This window comes from Psychromonas sp. SR45-3, from assembly GCF_014163575.1.
In the GTDB taxonomy this organism is placed as follows: Bacteria; Pseudomonadota; Gammaproteobacteria; order Enterobacterales; family Psychromonadaceae; genus Psychromonas; species Psychromonas arctica.
Genome location: NZ_JACJDP010000001.1, coordinates 54252 through 71404 on the forward strand (window position 1 = coordinate 54252; position 17153 = coordinate 71404).

General features: G+C 38.1%; 13 protein-coding genes. 6 read left to right on the forward strand and 7 right to left on the reverse strand.

Annotated elements, in window-relative coordinates; genetic code table 11:
* Positions 1-185: 185 nt before the first annotated feature.
* Positions 186-899: a glycerophosphoryl diester phosphodiesterase gene (locus H5084_RS00265; protein ID WP_182689166.1), complete on the forward strand. Its 714-nt coding sequence runs from the start codon at positions 186-188 to the stop codon at positions 897-899.
* Positions 896-1630, forward strand: a complete 735-nt coding sequence (locus H5084_RS00270; protein ID WP_211235648.1) for a DeoR/GlpR family DNA-binding transcription regulator — start codon at positions 896-898, stop codon at positions 1628-1630. The genes H5084_RS00265 and H5084_RS00270 overlap by 4 nt, the downstream gene beginning before the upstream one ends.
* Before the next feature lie 130 nt (positions 1631-1760).
* Here H5084_RS00270 and H5084_RS00275 read toward each other — a convergent pair whose 3' ends face one another.
* From H5084_RS00275 to H5084_RS00305, 7 genes are all read right to left on the reverse strand, one after another.
* The gene (locus H5084_RS00275; RefSeq protein ID WP_182689167.1) at positions 1761-3374 is read right to left on the reverse strand and encodes a glycerol-3-phosphate dehydrogenase/oxidase; all 1614 of its coding nucleotides are present in this window, start codon (positions 3372-3374) and stop codon (positions 1761-1763) included.
* 453 nt (positions 3375-3827) lie between these two features.
* On the reverse strand, positions 3828-4631 hold the full coding sequence (gene phnE / locus H5084_RS00280; RefSeq protein ID WP_182689168.1) for a phosphonate ABC transporter, permease protein PhnE: 804 nt from the start codon (positions 4629-4631) through the stop codon (positions 3828-3830).
* Positions 4631-5428, reverse strand: coding sequence for a phosphonate ABC transporter, permease protein PhnE (gene phnE / locus H5084_RS00285; RefSeq protein WP_028868553.1), 798 nt, complete (start codon positions 5426-5428; stop codon positions 4631-4633). Before phnE (H5084_RS00285) ends, phnE (H5084_RS00280) begins: the two co-directional genes overlap by 1 nt.
* Positions 5416-6186 carry a phosphonate ABC transporter ATP-binding protein gene (phnC, locus tag H5084_RS00290; protein WP_028868552.1) on the reverse strand — a complete coding sequence of 257 codons (771 nt, stop codon included), beginning with the start codon at positions 6184-6186 and terminating at the stop codon, positions 5416-5418. Before phnC ends, phnE (H5084_RS00285) begins: the two co-directional genes overlap by 13 nt.
* A 241-nt stretch (positions 6187-6427) precedes the next feature.
* Positions 6428-7459: a phosphate/phosphite/phosphonate ABC transporter substrate-binding protein gene (gene phnD / locus H5084_RS00295; RefSeq protein WP_182689169.1), complete on the reverse strand. Its 1032-nt coding sequence runs from the start codon at positions 7457-7459 to the stop codon at positions 6428-6430.
* Positions 7460-7712: 253 nt separating this feature from the next.
* A complete protein-coding gene (locus H5084_RS00300) occupies positions 7713-9080 on the reverse strand; it encodes a sigma-54 dependent transcriptional regulator (protein WP_182689170.1) in 1368 nt (455 codons plus the stop codon).
* Complete coding sequence (locus tag H5084_RS00305) at positions 9067-10944, reverse strand: ATP-binding protein (protein ID WP_182689171.1); 1878 nt, start codon at positions 10942-10944, stop codon at positions 9067-9069. Before H5084_RS00305 ends, H5084_RS00300 begins: the two co-directional genes overlap by 14 nt.
* Before the next feature lie 714 nt (positions 10945-11658).
* On the opposite strand from H5084_RS00305, the gene H5084_RS00310 reads away from it, so the two are divergent.
* From H5084_RS00310 to H5084_RS19880, 4 genes are all read left to right on the forward strand, one after another.
* Positions 11659-12852, forward strand: a complete 1194-nt coding sequence (locus H5084_RS00310) for an efflux RND transporter periplasmic adaptor subunit (RefSeq protein ID WP_182689172.1) — start codon at positions 11659-11661, stop codon at positions 12850-12852.
* 3 nt (positions 12853-12855) lie between these two features.
* On the forward strand, positions 12856-14814 hold the full coding sequence (locus tag H5084_RS00315; protein WP_182689173.1) for a MacB family efflux pump subunit: 1959 nt from the start codon (positions 12856-12858) through the stop codon (positions 14812-14814).
* 101 nt (positions 14815-14915) lie between these two features.
* Complete coding sequence (locus tag H5084_RS19875) at positions 14916-16355, forward strand: ATP-binding protein (protein ID WP_220485857.1); 1440 nt, start codon at positions 14916-14918, stop codon at positions 16353-16355.
* Entirely contained in the window at positions 16355-17050 is a 696-nt protein-coding gene (locus tag H5084_RS19880; RefSeq protein WP_182689174.1) for a response regulator, read from the forward strand. Before H5084_RS19875 ends, H5084_RS19880 begins: the two co-directional genes overlap by 1 nt.
* Positions 17051-17153: the final 103 nt, after the last annotated feature.

Genomic DNA, 17153 nt, shown 5'->3' on the forward strand with positions numbered 1-17153 from the left:
AGTCAGTGCAAACAACACGTTACAAAAATGTAGACCTGAACATAAAAATACCACTAAATTGTTAACATTTAATGACAATTTATAGTAATGTTTATTTTTTTATTTATTTTCACATTGCTTTGTTTTTGCAATACAATCCTAAATAACAGGGTTTTTACGTTCATTTGAACATTACAGGTGGGTTTATGATCGCAGGTCATCGTGGTGCAGCGTCGCTAGCACCAGAAAATACATTAGCTGGTTTCAAAAAAGCTTTACAGTCTGGTGCAAAATGGATTGAGCTTGATACACAATTGAGTGCCGATAACACCCCCGTCATATTCCATGATGAGACAGTGGATCGTTGTACTAATGGCAAAAATAAAGTTGCAGACTTAACGCTTGAGCAATTACAAGCATTAGATGCAGGTAGCTGGTTTTCAGAGGAGTTTGCAGGAGAACAGATTCAATCTCTGGAGCAAACCTTAGCATTTTTTATGGCTAATGATTTATCTATGAACCTAGAAATCAAAATTCATCATGACCATCAAGTACAACCTTTAGTCGATAAAGTGGCAGAAGTGTTAGAAAAAATGAACTTCCCACATGAGAAATTAATTATCTCTAGTTTTTCGACATTAGCATTAACGCACTGTCGACAAATAATGCCAACGGTTCGTCTCGGTTATATTACCGAACATGAGCCACGAACAACATTAGTAAAATTAAAACCGCTCAATTTATATAGCCTGCATATTGATTACAAAATATTAACCGAAGAGATGGCTAAAGAAATCACACAATCAGGCCTAAAATTAAATATTTGGACCCTCAACGATATTCAGCAAGCTAGTAAATTTAGAGCTTGGGGAGTTGAGATGATCATCACAGATAAACCTGATCTGTTTGCTCAAGCATGATAAAGATAAATGCGCGCCAACAAAATATTCTCGCTCGTTTGAGGCAACATGAAGATATTCAGATTGATACTATGGCTGAATATTTTCAAGTTACCACACAAACCGTTCGACGTGATGTTAACCAACTTTGTAAAGCTGGCTATGCACGGCGTATTCACGGTGGGGTTGGTTTGCCAGTACAATTAACCAATACCAGTTATCAACTGCGTAGCGACTTACAGTTTGACGTCAAAGATAAAATTGCCAAAAAAGTCGCCGATTCCATTCCCGATGGCGCGACTATCATGATGGGAATAGGCACCACAGTGACACGTATTGCTTATTATTTAAAAACCAAAAATCGAGTGATCACCAACAACTTGCAAGTAGTGAAGATTTTAGAATCGAACCCTGAAATTGAAGTTTATATTGCCGGAGGCTTATTTAGATCTCAGCAACAGGATGTGGTGGGACACAGTGTGTTAACGTTTTTTAATAGTTTTGAAGCAGATATTGGCATATTGGGATGTGCCGCTGTTACTGAAAGTCATATTGCGATAGAACATGAAACTGCTGAAGCAGAGCTATCACAAAGTATTTTACACAACTCACGACAAACTTGGTTAGTCGCGGATGCAAGTAAGTGGTCGGGTTCGGCTTCAGTGAAAATAGCGTCATTAGCGACATTTGATCAAATCTACACCAATCAAACTAACCTACCTCAAGATTTAGCTATCACTGCAATCGAATAAAATGTTCATTAAGCTAATAATCATTTTTATTCTGCTAAAAAGCATAAAAAAAACCACTACGCTTGGTAGTGGTTTTTTTTAACTTAAAGCTTTAGTTAATTTTCAATCTAACAAACTAACCTTCGAGCAATTAACCTCGGTTTAACGAAACCGCGTTACGAAAATCAGCAACTTTCTGTTGTGCCTGGTCACCAAATAAACGTTCACTAACAGCTTCTAGACCGTCTGCATTATCTAAATATTCTTTACGGATCACTAATGTTGCTTTCGAGCGGCGACGCAGTAGATCTTCGAGGTTAACAACCATCTCATTCTCAGCAACCCAATCTATTTCAGCCCAAGTAAACTCTGTATGCTCAAGAGCAAGTTCAGCTTTACTAGGATCTTGTTTAATCGCTTCTAATAGAATAAACGCATCTTCACCGTAACGGCGCCAGAAACGACTTGATAAAGGTTCAATCGCACCTTTTGGTGTTAATTTATCAATCTCTGCCATTGCACTCATAAATTTAGCTTTAACTGAATCAGCAGGTTCACCATACCAACGCGAAGTTGTCTTCTTCATTGGGATCGATAAGTCTTCAACAATATCAGCAATTTCATCACCCACATTAATACAGTCAGTTAATTTACCACCGAAGATACTGATGTGTTTATCAAACTTATTTACATCTATCGCGTGTTTACGAGATAAAGCGACCCAATCTGCAACGCCTTCTTCGGCTTCGATAGCTAATGGTCGAACACCACATCTTTCTGCAATAATATCTGCTTTAGTTAACGGCTTATCTAACTCTAATAATGTATTAGCATTATCAAGAATAAATTGACGATCTTCGTCTGTAACCTCTGTTTTATGGCTCTCTACTTGGTTATCAGTGGTGCCAATACACGTTTTTGAACCCATTGGTAATACAAAGAATAAACGTCCATCGCTTGCAAAGAAGGCCAATACACGGTGATCTTTTGAAATACGTTCAACCGTTAAATGCACACCTTTTGAAAATAAGTGATGATGTGATGTTTTCTGTTTGGTACTTTTATTTACTTGGTCAACCATTGGTCCACAGGCATTGATCAAGGTTTTTGCTTTAATCGTAAAGGTTTCATCAGTGGTATTATCTTTAGCATCGATAACCCATTGATTGTTTTCACGCACCGCCTTAATTGACTCTACATAGTTTGCAACAAGCGCTGATTTTTTTGCAGCCGCCGTTATAAAGTTAAATACAAAGCGCGAATCATTGTCTTTTAAGAAAGCATCTGAGTATTCAAAACCAGCTTGAGCGCCAGTTACTTTAATACTTGGTTCAAGTTGTTTAATGGCATTACGTGTTAGATATTTAGGCGCCATAGTAAATAGTCGACCAAATAACCAATAAGCTAACGTTCCCATGAACACAAACCAAACAGGGAAACGAAAGCCTTTTTGGATAGTGGTTAAGAAACGCACCTCAGTCACTGACGATGGGTAATGCTTCATTAGGTTATTACGGCTCTTACAAAGTTTATTCACTAAACGGTATTCGTGGCTTTCTAAATACTTAATACCACCCCACGCAAGATTTGATGAGTTAGAGCTTGTTGCGCCAGCAAAGTCGCCTTTATCGATCAGGCCAACTTTAACTCCCTTGGCAGCCAAAGATGCAGCAGCGACAGCACCGTTGATACCACCCCCTAAAATAAGGACATCTAACTCTTCTTCAGCTAGTTGTTTAATATTGTTCGTTCTATTGAGGCTCATTTCGGAATCCTTGAATTAAATGTTCGTTCGCGCCAGTTTATGTTCACATTAGAACATATAGTTTTTCTAATTAATATGATCATTCGCACTTTACAGATAAAAATATGATGATTATTGAATTAAAAACGTACTATTTAAGTTGTAATGACTTTCATTACGTAAAAAAAAACCAACTGAAATTAATCAGTTGGTTTTCGAGGCCAGCTCTATGATGTTGATTCATTTAATAGTTTAGTCAGTAATGCCCTTAAGTGACCCATTAACAACTGGCTCCAATAATGAGTAACATCTTGAGTAAAATACGCCTTTAAATAGAACAACATAAAAAGATGACCTATCTGACTGTTAACAATCACGATAACCGTCACTTTAACAACAGCAATAAGTACTGATATGTATTAAAACGTTTATAGCGTTTCATTCCCATCAACAACTATTTCTATCAGCAAGCAGCTATATCAATCGTTTACGGATCTGAATAGCAACAATCTCAGCAACAATAACAACCGCAAAGATACTTACTAACACCATCGCTACTTTTTGCCATTGGAATAAGTTTTGCGCATCATTCAGTACCACACCGATACCACCAGCACCTACTAAACCTAATACCGCCGATTCACGTACATTAATATCCCATCTAAATAGTACAATTGAATAAAATGCAGGCATCACCTGCGGCCAATAACCTTTTACTAAAATACTGCCCCAAGGTGCTCCCGTTGCTTTCAAAGCTTCAATGGTGCCCATATTCACTTCAGCCAATGCTTCAGATAATAATTTACCCACAAAACCAATACTACGAATCGCGATAGCCATTATCCCAGCAATAACACCAGGTCCAAACAAGGCAATAAATAACAAAGCCCAAACTAATGAGTTAATAGATCGTGTTGCCACTAAAAAGAATTGTGCAATCCAATTCAGTGTTTTACTAGGGGTTATATTAGGTGCATTTAATAAGGCTAAAGGCACAGCAAAAATTAATGTAATCAGTGTACCTAGCGTAGCAATATGTAATGTTTCAATTAACGCATTATGAATTGAACTAGGGTAAAATGCGTAATCTAGCGGTGTCATCCGTTGAAACATATCCAACAATTGCTCTGGTGCATCGTATAAAAACTCTTCAATCACCTCTACACTTTGCCATGACCATACTAGCGAAACCACGATCACCAAATAAACCGCAAAACGCGAGATCCTTTCCTGTAATGTAAATCTTTTCCACTCTAAATCGATACTTGAAGTTGTCATTAGAAAATCCTTCTAACTAAATTTGAGAGCATTTCACCAACCAGAATAATAGCGATAATGGTAATTAAAATGGCAGAGACAAAATCGTAATCAAAGCGTTGGAAGGCTGAGAATAAAGTCCCGCCTAAACCACCAGCGCCAACAATGCCAACCATGGTTGAGTTTCTTAAATTTGAATCTAACTGGTAACTGGCGAAACCGATAAAACGGGTAAATACCTGTGGCATAACAGCATAAATAATCACACTAAAGAAACTTGCCCCGGTCGCTTTAATCGCTTCTACCGAGTTAAATGAAATCTCTTCAATTGCTTCAGCAAATAATTTAGCGATAAAACCAATGGATGCAAATATCAGCGTTAAGATCCCAGCTAACGCACCAAAACCAACCGCTTTAACAAAAATAATAGCGATGATAACGGGATGAAATGAACGACACAGCGCAATAAAGGCACGTACCGGAGCAGTGATCATAATAGGCATCATATTACGAGCCGCTAAAAGGCCAATAAACAATGAAATAACGATACCAAAAAAACTAGAAATAATGGCAATTTGTAAGCTTTCAGCCACCCCATCCATCAACAAACCAACACGAGAAAAGTCTGGTGGAAACATTCTTGTTAGCAAGCGCTCACTCTCGCTAAATCCTAATAAAATTCGCTCTAATGATAACCCTAATGAACTGGCACTGTAAAAAATATAAGCAATTACAACTACCCACAGCGCACGATTTAATAACGAGGCTTTAAATGGGTTAACCGCATGCCTAGTGCTAGATTTGGCTAATCCATCCATGACTCACCTCCATAAATGACTTTCAGATCAGCCTCACTAATATCTTCAGGTGGACCATCGTAATGCACTTTACCATTGGACATACCAATGATTCTTTTAGCGTAACGTTTAGCCAGATTTACATCATGGATATTAAGTAACACAGGAATATCATTACGTTGTGCAAAGGTTTCCATTAGCTCCATGATTTCAACAGCTGTTTTTGGATCTAATGAAGAAGTTGGCTCATCAGCTAATAATAGATAAGGTCCCTGCATTACGGCTCTGGCGATACCAACTCTTTGTCGTTGTCCACCGGATAATCCATCGGCTCGTTGATTTGCAAAGTCAGTTAATCCAACCACCTCTAATAATTCAAAGGCATGTTTTAAATCTTCCGGTTTATAGTTACGACGCCACGCATCCCAAGAACTCATATAACCTAAGCGTCCACTCAATACGTTTTCTAAAACTGTCAATCGCTCCACCAGGTTATATTCTTGGAATACCATGCCTATGTGTCTACGCATCTTGCGTAATGCTTTACCTTGAAGTTTAGTTAAATCAGCGCCGTCAAATAAGATTTCACCACTGCTAGGGTCATTTAAACGATTGATACATTTTAATAATGTACTTTTACCTGTGCCTGAAGGGCCAATAATGGCTACGATGCCAGATTCATTAATATCAATATTGATGCCTTTAAGGACAGGTTTACCAGCGATATATTCATGATGAAGATCGTTAATTTTAATTGCGTTAGAACTTGTAGATGCCATGGTGACAATTCCTTGTATCAACAGAAATGCTAAGTAATACCAATTTAATTTAATAAATGATCTATTTTGATGCCAATGAAAAGTGATGAAAAAAGGTATTGATGACAGCAACGAGTTGTTCTCATTACAATTCAATAATAACGCTTTGATTCATATTCACAGGCATAAATGAACGGATAATTCGTTAGATTGGTAAAATAGGCCGAAGATCTATTTTCAGCCTATTACTTATGTAGTTTTATTATTTTTCAGCGGCTAAAGCTGCTGCTTTTTTTGCGGCTTTCTTAGCAGCATTCTGTTCAGCTAATTTTTGTAAACCAGCTTTTGTATAAGCAGTGCCGGTAGCATGCGCGATATCGCGGATCACACCCCAGTCTTGTTTATAGGTAATAGGTGCAAATCTATCTGCTCCTTTAAACGTAGCACTCATTTCCGGTGTAAAGCGGTAAGTTGAGAAGGCACTCTCTATTTTTTTAACAAGCTCAGGGTTAAGATCATTTGCATAACCAAATGCAGAGGTTGGGAATTTTGGACTACGGTAAATAATTTTAATGTTTTCATCATCAACACGGTCCGCAGCCACCATACGGTCGTACACATCTGAAGCGACTGGTGCAGCATCATAATCGCCATTAAACACACCTAATATAGATTGGTCATGCTTACCTGAGTACAACACTTTATAGTCTTTATCTGGCACGATACCTAAAGCAGGGAATAAAGCACGCGGTGCTAAGTTACCAGAGTTAGAAGAAGCAGAAGTATGTGCAACCTTTTTACCCTTTAGATCTGCCATTTCATCAATGCCACTGTCTTTTCGAGTAATAGTAATCAAATTATAACCTTGGAAACCTTCCGCAGTACCTTTTACCGCAATCGGCACATAACCCGCTAGATTAACGGCATAACCTGTTGGCCCCGTAGAAAACCCTGCAATATGTAAACGTCCTGAACGCATCGCTTCAACTTGAGCAGAATTAGAGTGTACTGTGTAATAAACAACACGCTTGCCTGTAACTTTACTGAGGTGTTCTTGGAAATCTTTGAAAGCATCTTTATAAACAGCGGGATCTTCAACAGGTGTGTAAGTAAATACTAAAGTACTTGGGTCTCGCCACTGTTCAGGATCTTTAGGTGAATCTGCCACTAAATCATTATTTTCATCACAGTATCTATCATCTAATACACCGCGATTTGTACACTCATCAGCAATCGCTAATGTCGGCACAGTTAATGCGCCTGCGAGTAGTAATCCTTTGTATAATTTATTCATTTTACTTCCTTTTAGTTATGAGATTGTCATGCTCGTATCAGGTTATCTATTGGTCTGCTCTGAAACTTATTACAATGTCGCAGAGGTATTCACCAGACATAAGCTATTGAGCAGGCATAACCTATAGCAAGCCAAATGCCAACATAAAAAATAACTATTAATCAATAACTTAAATTAAATACAAATAAAAAACTCTATTTTTTGAGTCAATAAAGTCAACTAATTTAATGCTTTCAAAGGAAGAATGGGTCACTTATGTCTCTTTTGTTGCGCTCACTCTAAAGTCAAATTTGTTGATGTTATATTTTTTTAACTTACGGTATAGCGTTTTTCTAGGCAGGTTTAATTGCTCTGAAGAAGCATTAATATTACCTTCTGATTTTGCTAGTGCTTCTAATAACAATGCTTTTTCATAGCCTTCCATTTGTAGGTCAAAATCGAATCCTTCAGGCTCTGTTTCTGAGGTTGTTTTTTGTAGGTTAAAGCCTTGCCCATCAATGCCTAAAACAAATCTGTCTGCGACATTTCTTAGCTCTCGCGTATTACCTGGCCAATCATGCATATTCAGAGCACGTAATTGCTCACACAATAAAATAGGCGGTTGAGTTTGAAATTTTTGACAGGACTTTTTCACAAAATGACAAAATAACGGGTGTACATCTTCCACACGTTTTTTTAATTTGGGGATATTGATGCTGGCCACATTTAAACGATAAAACAGATCTTTTCTAAACAGACCTTGGTTACTGAGTTCTTCTAAATTTGCTTTACTTGCAGCCACCACCACAATATTAACAGGTATCAATTGATTACCACCGACTCGTTCAACCACCCTTTCCTGCAAAACACGTAAAAGTTTTATCTGCACTGAGATAGGCATACTTTCAATTTCATCTAAAAAAAGCGTGCCGTTATTAGCTAGCTCAATTTTTCCAATTCGTTGTTTACTGGCATTCGTAAATGACCCTAACTCATGTCCAAATAACTCACTTTCAATAATACTTTCAGTCATCCCGCCGCAATTAATGGCCACAAAAGGCTGCTCTTTTCGTACACTAAATTGATGCAGAGCATTAGCAACGACCTCTTTGCCGGTACCGGTATCACCATTAATAATGGTATCAACACCACTTTTTGCTAGCACTAATATTTGTTGGCGGATCAGCTCAATACTGCGCGATTCGCCAATCACAAACTCTTCAATAGTTGGAGAACTATTATGCTCAAGCGCATTATCGGGGTCATCGAACTGGCGTTTAGCAAAGGCATCATTTAATTTAACGATTAAATCAGAAGGCACTAACGGTTTTTCTAAAAAGTCATAGGCACCATTTTTAATTGCTTGCGTCGCCATCGGAATATCACCGTGTCCACTCATTAATAACACCGGCAAATTGGTGACGCGTTTATTAATGGCATCCAACAACGTTAAACCATCAATATGCGGCATTTTCACATCACATAAGACAACACAATGACTGTCTGGCCTCAAAGAACGTAAAGCGAGTTTGGGGTCAGTGAAGGGGAAAACTTCAAACCCCTCTAATTCAAGCATCTCTGTTAACGCTTCAATCACGTCTATTTCATCATCAATCAGCACCACTATTTTAGTATTTTGCATCGCTAGAACACTCCTCGTTGAGTTTCTTTAATTCAATGGTGAAGGTCGCACCTTTTCCTCGCTCTGATTGCACAGACAAGTTGCCATTGAAATCTTTAATAATGTTAAAAGTAATGGATAAACCTAGCCCTAATCCTTTACCAACCATCTTCTTAGTGAAAAAAGGATCAAAGATATGCGGCAGGTCTTCACTGATAATACCTTCACCGTTATCCTTCACCTTAATGCAAAGTGAGTGATCACTTTCAGTGACATAAATATGTATATGTGCATCATCAACGCCTTCCACTGCATCTAATGCATTGGCAATAATATTCACCATAACCTGCTCAAGACGAATAGCATTCGCCGACACAAAATAGTTGTCTAACGGGACATAGCTGATCTTACATTTACCATAATCAATGCGGCTTGATAACAACTCTAATGCTTCTGTGATCACGCTACTGACGCAGACCTTTTCAAGTTTCCCATCTGATTTACGGGCAAATGATTTTAAATGCTGGGTAATAACAGAGGTTTTAGCGATTAACTTTTCTATCTTGCACAGACTATTTTTTACTTTGTCCAGCTGCTGCCTTTCCAACCAAATCGACGCACTGTGCAAATGACTATTAACCGCAGTTAACGGTTGATTGATTTCATGGGTAATTCCCACACTCAGTCCACCTAATGCAGCTAACTTTCCGGACTGGACTAGCTCATTTTGCAGGGTAATTAATTGCTTATTGGTTTGTTCAAGCTTCAGTGAATTAGCTTGAAACAAAAGTACATCTTTAGCCATTTCTGTTATTTCATCATGACCTTTAATTTGAATCGGTGTATTCAATTTTCCAGAAGAGATTAAGCGCATACTTGACTGCAAATCACGAATCCGTTGCAGAATGTTATTTCTAACATAAAACCAAGAGAAAAAGACCGCGGCACACAGGCTAAAGAAGGAGACAGACAATGCTAACTTCATGTTTTTTAATAACCGTTGTTCAGTCGCATCTATTTCCGAATCCACTTGCTGATTAACCCGTTTGGCATAACTTTCTACTTGTACTGCTAATTGATGTAACTGCAACCGGCTATTGCCCCAAAGGAATTTCTGTTGGTAATTTAAATCAATCTGTTGGTTTTTTAAGTTAAATAATTTGCCCTGCCGAGACATCATATTATTAATGAAAACAAGCCGCTTATTAAGGGATGGGTCAGTATTTTCTAATTGTCCTGCTTGCCAAAACTCCCACCAATTACTGCCTACTTTTTCTAAGCGTAAAATAGTGTTATCCAACTCGTTAAATGTCAGGTCGTTATAAAGCTTTTCAGCTAAACCAAATTGGTAATGTAATAATCTGCGTAATTCATTGTGGTTAATCGCTGTTTTTTTTGTATCATTTAACTGCGATAACCATTGATCCGTTGCAATCAAAAAGGGGAATAGCCCACTCAGCAGATCTTTGAACTGTGTATTTAATACCTGCATTTTGACTTCATTAGTGTAAAGCAGACTTAAGTTGTAATTAATCTGATTAATAAGGTTTTTAAAGTATTGATTATAATCTGGAAAATCAACCATCAACTCACTCATCGTGGACAGTGAACGCTCAATTTCTTGCATTGCCTGGTCACGCTCTTGGTCCGATTCAGCGGAAAGAATAATAAAAGAAGTAGAAATGATGGTACGAGCAAGGTCATTAAGACGCGCGGCTTCCTCTAAAGAAACCATATCTTCCTGTTGAATTTCAGTCAGTCGATTTAAGGTTTCATTAAAGGTTGAATAGGAAACACTGGACACTAAAATAGTCGAAAAGGCCAACACACTGAAGGCAAAGACAAGTCTAAATCCAATACCAAAATACCTGGCTTTTGCGCGCATTAAATTCCGCCTAGCATTAATTTATTAACCCGCTGTATTTGTTCCAAAAACATTACTTACTCTCTTTTATTTCAACCATTACTTTCACCGCTCAATAGTCACTGACCTGAATAAATAATCAGGCTAAAATGTGTATATTGATAAGCTCAGCAGGTTGTATTAATGCAGTATTAACAGTGAAAAGGATTGGCGATTAAGGCTTTCACTCGAAGGAGATGATTCAACAAAACAGCTATAAAGTGGCTTATCAAGCCGCTCATAAGATCGCAGTATAGGACCTAAACACTTTACAAATATTGCCCGTTATAAATAGAGCAACTTATAACAAGGAGATTACACCTCATTAACACGGATTAAACATTCTCAAGAAAAAAACATGCTTTTGAACACGTTAAATGAGCAGAAATGAACACGAATGTGACCTAGGTAAGTTTAAGTAGATAAAAGATTGTTGCCCCCCTTTTAGTTATCAGTATTTCATGTTCAATACGCTATTGCTCAATATCATTAATGCAGTCACATTGAATAATGTGGTGTACGAAAGCACATCTACACAATTACCACAAAATCACATAAAAAATAAAAATAGTTATTTAAATACATATAGTTAATTTATTTTTTAATCTCCATATTTTGACCATATTTGCCCCTTATACTTTCCCTAATCGCTTTCATAGAAGCACTTCTACTTTTACTAATAAGATTGGATCAGTCATGAATAAAAAAATAAAGAATCTAACGATATTAATATTGTTCGCTGTTGGAGTTGGTTTCTCGATTAAATACTACTTTGCAGAAAATGAGCAAAACCTTGTTTTTACTACCGACTTTGTGAAAAAAGGCAATATAGAAAATGTAGTCCTAACAAATGGCGTACTTTATCCCTATACCCTCGTTGATGTAGGTTCTCAAGCTTCAGGACAAATAGACAATATTGCAGTTAATCTCGGCGATCAGGTTAAAAAAGGTGATTTAATTGCCCAAATAGACAATTTGACGCAAAAAAATACGTTAAAAGAAGCGCAAGCGTCACTTAGTATTATCAATGCTCAATACCGAGCAAAACAAGCACAAATATATGAAGCAACAGCAGAATTTGAACGCCAACAAAAAATGTTTAAAAATGGTGTGGCTTCGCAGTCCATTTTCGACACGGCGCAGGCAACGTTAACCGTATATAGCGCAGAACTAGAACAAATCGAAGCGCAAAAAGAACAAGCGTTGATCAGTGTCGATAACGCCAAATTAGAATTGGGTTATACGACCATCGTTGCGCCTATCGATGGCACTGTTATTTATATTTCTGCACAACAAGGTCAAACTATCAGCAACAATCAAGAAACACCTAGTATTGTTGAACTTGCGCAGCTTACAACCATGACCATTAAAGCTGAAGTATCAGAAGCAGACGTTATTCATATAAAACCAGGGCAACAGGTTTACTTTTCAATTCTTGGTGATACTAAACAAAAATACACGGCAGTATTACGTGCAATTGAGCCTGGTCCTACGTTATTGACTGGCGATGATAGTCAGCTGAGCATAGGTGACAGTGATGCTATTTATTACAATGCATTATTTGATGTCGACAACCCTGATCGGCTATTACGTATTGGTATGACGGCACAGGTCTCGATTATTTTAGACAGTGCTGCAGATGTATTACAGGTTCCAGCTCAAGTACTGACCAAAACGCCCAACAAACAGAATAGCTATCAAGTACCTGTCAAAGTAGATAATAAAGTCGAGTACCGTGATGTTGAAGTTGGCATCAATAACAGTGTTAATGCACAAATATTATCAGGACTTGAAGAAGGTGACGAAATTATCCTCGGCCAATCTTCTGCAAATCAAGCCACTACCTCTAGCCGTCAGGCCGGTGGCCGTCAAAAACAAGCGGGGCTTTAATCTATGAGTGAAGTACTACTTGAAATTGCAGGTGTCAGTCGAACATTTAGCGCTGGAGAACAAGATCTTACCGTGTTAAATAACGTGAGTTTAAAAGTTCACAGAGGCGAAATGATCGCTATTGTTGGAGCATCAGGTTCAGGCAAGTCAACCTTAATGAATATTTTAGGCTGTTTGGACAAGCCTTCGGCAGGCCAGTATCTGATTAATGGTCAAGATACGTCTAAAATGGATGAAGACCAATTAGCGGCACTGCGCCGTGAATATTTTGGTTTTATATTTCAGCGTTATCATCTACTGGGTGACCTTTCTGCCGTCGCGAATGTGGAAGTACCAGCATTATACGCCAGTGAAGATAAAGCAACTCGTCGAGCAAAAGCTGAAGCATTGCTGACTCGATTAGGGTTGAGTGACAGGCTTGATCACAAACCAAGTCAATTAAGTGGTGGCCAGCAGCAACGAGTCAGTGTTGCACGTGCACTGGTCAATGGTGGCGACGTTATTTTAGCAGATGAACCAACAGGTGCACTTGATAGTAGCAGCGGCGAAGAAATGATGAAGCTGTTACAAGAATTACATAAAGACGGTCATACCATTATCTTAGTGACCCATGACTTACAGGTTGCGAAGTTCGCTGATCGTATTATTGAGATAAAAGACGGTGAAATAAAAAGTGATACAGTCACTAACCCAAAAACGGAAACAATTAATGCCGTCGAATTTAAAAAAGAGAAAAAGGCGACTATCCCAAAAAACAGTTTATTTGATTGGACACGTTATCTTGAAGCGCTAAAAATGGCATTAACTGCCATGTCTAGTCATAAACTGCGTACGTTTCTAACCATGCTTGGCATTATTATTGGTATCGCATCCGTTGTTTCCGTTGTCGCTCTGGGTAACGGCTCTCAACAAACGGTTCTTGAAAATATGGCATCAATGGGCACCAACACGATTGAAATTAAACCCGGTAATGGACTGGGTGATCGCCGTTCTGGTCGAATACGCACGTTAACAGCCAGTGATGCAGAGATTCTCAAAACATTACCATTTGTTGATAGTGTTACGCCCACAGTGAGAGCTGATGTGGCAATTCGCTATAGCAACCAAGCCCTCACCGGTGAAGTACAAGGTGTAGGTTCGGAGTATTTTAGAGTAAAGGGTTACACTTTAGCGCAAGGCCAATATTTTGATGAAAATAGCGTTGATGATCTCGCTCAAGTGGCAGTAATTGACTCAAACACTGTCGCCTCTTTGTTCCCAAAAGAATCAGCACTCGGTAAAGTAATATTTCTAGGTCAACTACCCGTACGAGTAATTGGGGTAACAGAACCAAGAGAAAGTGCCTTTGGCAACACTGATGCATTAAATGTATGGATCCCTTACACCACTGTGTCAGCACGTATTTTCAGACAAAATGATGTTAATGATATTACTGTACGAATTAATGACAGCGTATCTAGCACCGCTGCTGAACAGGGTATTATTAAGCTAATTAAGATGCGCCATGGTGTGGAAGACTTTTTTACTGTTAATACCGATACTATTCGAGAAAATATTGAAAAAACGTCAGCGACGATGACCATGCTTATTTCAACCATAGCGTTTATATCTCTGATTGTAGGGGGCATTGGTGTTATGAATATTATGTTAGTGTCAGTAACTGAACGTACCCGTGAAATAGGTATTCGAATGGCAGTAGGTGCTCGTAAGCATGATATTTTACGACAATTTTTAATTGAAGCGGTTTTAGTCTGTATTTGCGGTGGTATTTTGGGTATTTCATTGGCTTTTTTAATTGGCCTTATCTTTGCCTCGAGCAGCAGTGACTTTCAAATGATTTATTCAACAAATTCAATCATTACCGCATTTGCTTGCTCAACTTTAATCGGTGTTTTATTTGGTTATTTACCTGCACGCAATGCCGCCAAATTAAACCCTGTTGACGCACTTGCGCGAGACTAAGAGAGCATCTAGCTAGCTTTAAAATGGTGAGTATTGAACAACTACTATCAATAAAAGATAAGTTAACCTATTTTTAATCAGTAGCATAAGAAGGAAATGACGTGAAGTTATTTTATAAATTTTTCTTTGCATTTTGCATTACCAGCTTTGTTGCTGTGGGATTAATGCTGTCTTTAATTACCGTTAATTTATCCACCAGCTTTAATGATTTTGTGAATGAGGCAGAGCATAAACAAGTTTCAAATTTGAAAAGCAGAATTGTCTCTTATTATCGAGATAACGGCAGTTGGCAACGGCTCAAAGGCAATGAACCTCTCTGGAAAGAGATGCTAGGCGCTAAAGTAAACAGCAATGCTGCGGATTCAACACCAACGAGCAACAGACAAAATGCCACTGAAACTAATGACAACCTACTCGCCTTAAGTAGTTTGTTGCAAACACAAAAAAGATTGAGCTTATATGATGTTGATAAACAAGTTATTATTGGTAGAGACTTAATAACTGACAACCCCTATAGCGAAGTCATTGAGCTCAATGGAAAAATAATAGGCTGGCTGAGTTTAGTGCCCTCTGAGCTTGTCGAAGGCAGCCCAGGAAATGAATTTTTAGCACAACAATACAAAAATTATTACATCATCGCGCTGATGGTTATTGCACTAGCTTTAATCACCGCTTGGTTATTTTCAAGACACCTGCTGGCGCCAATTAGCTCTCTTATCGATGGCACTTATACCTTGATTCGAGGTAATTACCGCCTTCGAATTGAAAAGAAAACCAATGATGAACTCGCCTTGCTGTCCGATAACGTTAATGTATTAGCTGAAACCTTAGACAAAAATCAGAATAACCGCTTTAAATGGATGTCAGATGTGACCCATGAATTAAAAACACCATTGACCGTGTTAAGAGGTCAGTTGATCGGTATTCAAGATGGTGTATTTATAGCAGATGAACAACGCGTGCAGTTATTCATCGACCAGATAGACAGTATGAGCAATATTGTTAATGACCTGTATCAGCTATCTATCACTGACGTTGGTGGACTTACTTATAAAAAACAACCGCTCAATCCGATTCAAATATTACTGCAAGTAGCAGATAGCTTTACTGCCAAATTTGAACAAAAAAAGCTCTATGTAGATTGTTCACAGTTGGCACAACTGATGGCAGATAAAAAATGTAGCGTATTAGCCGATAAGGATAGGATAAGGCAGTTATTTGTTAACCTGTTTGAGAATTGTTGCCGTTATACGGATGCAAGTGGGCAAATTCAGATTTCAGCTCAAATTATTGCTAAGCAACTACATATTCAAATACAAGACTCCGCTCCGGGCGTACCATTAGCTATCCAAGATAAATTGTTTGAACGCTTTTATCGTGTAGAACCCTCTCGTAACCGTGGTTACGGAGGGTCGGGGTTAGGGTTAGCTTTATGTAAACAAATTATCGATGCGCACCAAGGCGAGATTAGTACTTCTGATTCCTCATTAGGCGGACTCAGTATTAATATTACACTGCCAGAACACAGGAGTTATACGTAGTGAATAAGCATAAAATTCTCATTGTTGAAGATGAAGCTCATATTGCCGAGGTCTTAATCGCCTATTGTCAGAACAATGGTTACCTGGTTGAACACCTCAGTAGCGGTAAAGAAGTGATCCCTTTTATTGAAGAAAACAGTGTAGATCTAATACTGCTCGATTTAATGCTGCCGGATATTGATGGACTGGAAATCTGCAAAAAAATCAGAACTTTCTCGCAACTGCCGATTATTATGATCACAGCCAAAGGTGAAGAAATTGATAAATTACTGGGATTAGAATTTGGTGCAGATGATTATATTTGTAAACCCTTTAGCCCTAGAGAAGTAATGGCAAGAGTAAAAACCGTGCTACGTCGAGTGACCAATAATAATACAGAGTTGGATGCAGCTAATAGCATTAAACACTCAGAGTTTGAGATGAAAATTAATGAATTTGAAGTCACCTTTAAAGGTCAATTCTTAGATCTTACTCCCAGAGAATTTTTAATACTTCGGCTCTTTTTAGAAAACAGCGGACGTGTTTTTAGCCGAGACGAAATCTTAGTTTATGCTTACAGCGATACCTTGGATATCTCCGATCGCAACATCGATACACACATTAAAAATATCCGTAAAAAGATTAACCAAATAGCAGAAGAAGCAGAACCGATCCGTTCTGTATATGGCATTGGTTATAAGTTTAATAAATTGTAGTGAAATATTTTTATTAAGTCATAAAAAATACTGACAGTTTTAACTTTTAGTTTTTCAAATGAGATAGATACATTTTTTAACATATAAAATTAGAATGACATAC

Bases quoted from the DNA above. Each gene is read 5' to 3' on its own strand.
- H5084_RS00265 (WP_182689166.1), top strand. From the start codon at position 186: ATGATCGCAGGTCATCGTGGTGCAGCGTCGCTAGCACCAGAAAATACA.
- H5084_RS00270 (WP_211235648.1), top strand. From the start codon at position 896: ATGATAAAGATAAATGCGCGCCAACAAAATATTCTCGCTCGTTTGAGG.
- H5084_RS00275 (WP_182689167.1), bottom strand. From the start codon at position 3,374: ATGAGCCTCAATAGAACGAACAATATTAAACAACTAGCTGAAGAAGAG.
- phnE (WP_182689168.1), bottom strand. From the start codon at position 4,631: ATGACAACTTCAAGTATCGATTTAGAGTGGAAAAGATTTACATTACAG.
- phnE (WP_028868553.1), bottom strand. From the start codon at position 5,428: ATGGATGGATTAGCCAAATCTAGCACTAGGCATGCGGTTAACCCATTT.
- phnC (WP_028868552.1), bottom strand. From the start codon at position 6,186: ATGGCATCTACAAGTTCTAACGCAATTAAAATTAACGATCTTCATCAT.
- phnD (WP_182689169.1), bottom strand. From the start codon at position 7,459: ATGAATAAATTATACAAAGGATTACTACTCGCAGGCGCATTAACTGTG.
- H5084_RS00300 (WP_182689170.1), bottom strand. From the start codon at position 9,080: ATGCAAAATACTAAAATAGTGGTGCTGATTGATGATGAAATAGACGTG.
- H5084_RS00305 (WP_182689171.1), bottom strand. From the start codon at position 10,944: ATGCGCGCAAAAGCCAGGTATTTTGGTATTGGATTTAGACTTGTCTTT.
- H5084_RS00310 (WP_182689172.1), top strand. From the start codon at position 11,659: ATGAATAAAAAAATAAAGAATCTAACGATATTAATATTGTTCGCTGTT.
- H5084_RS00315 (WP_182689173.1), top strand. From the start codon at position 12,856: ATGAGTGAAGTACTACTTGAAATTGCAGGTGTCAGTCGAACATTTAGC.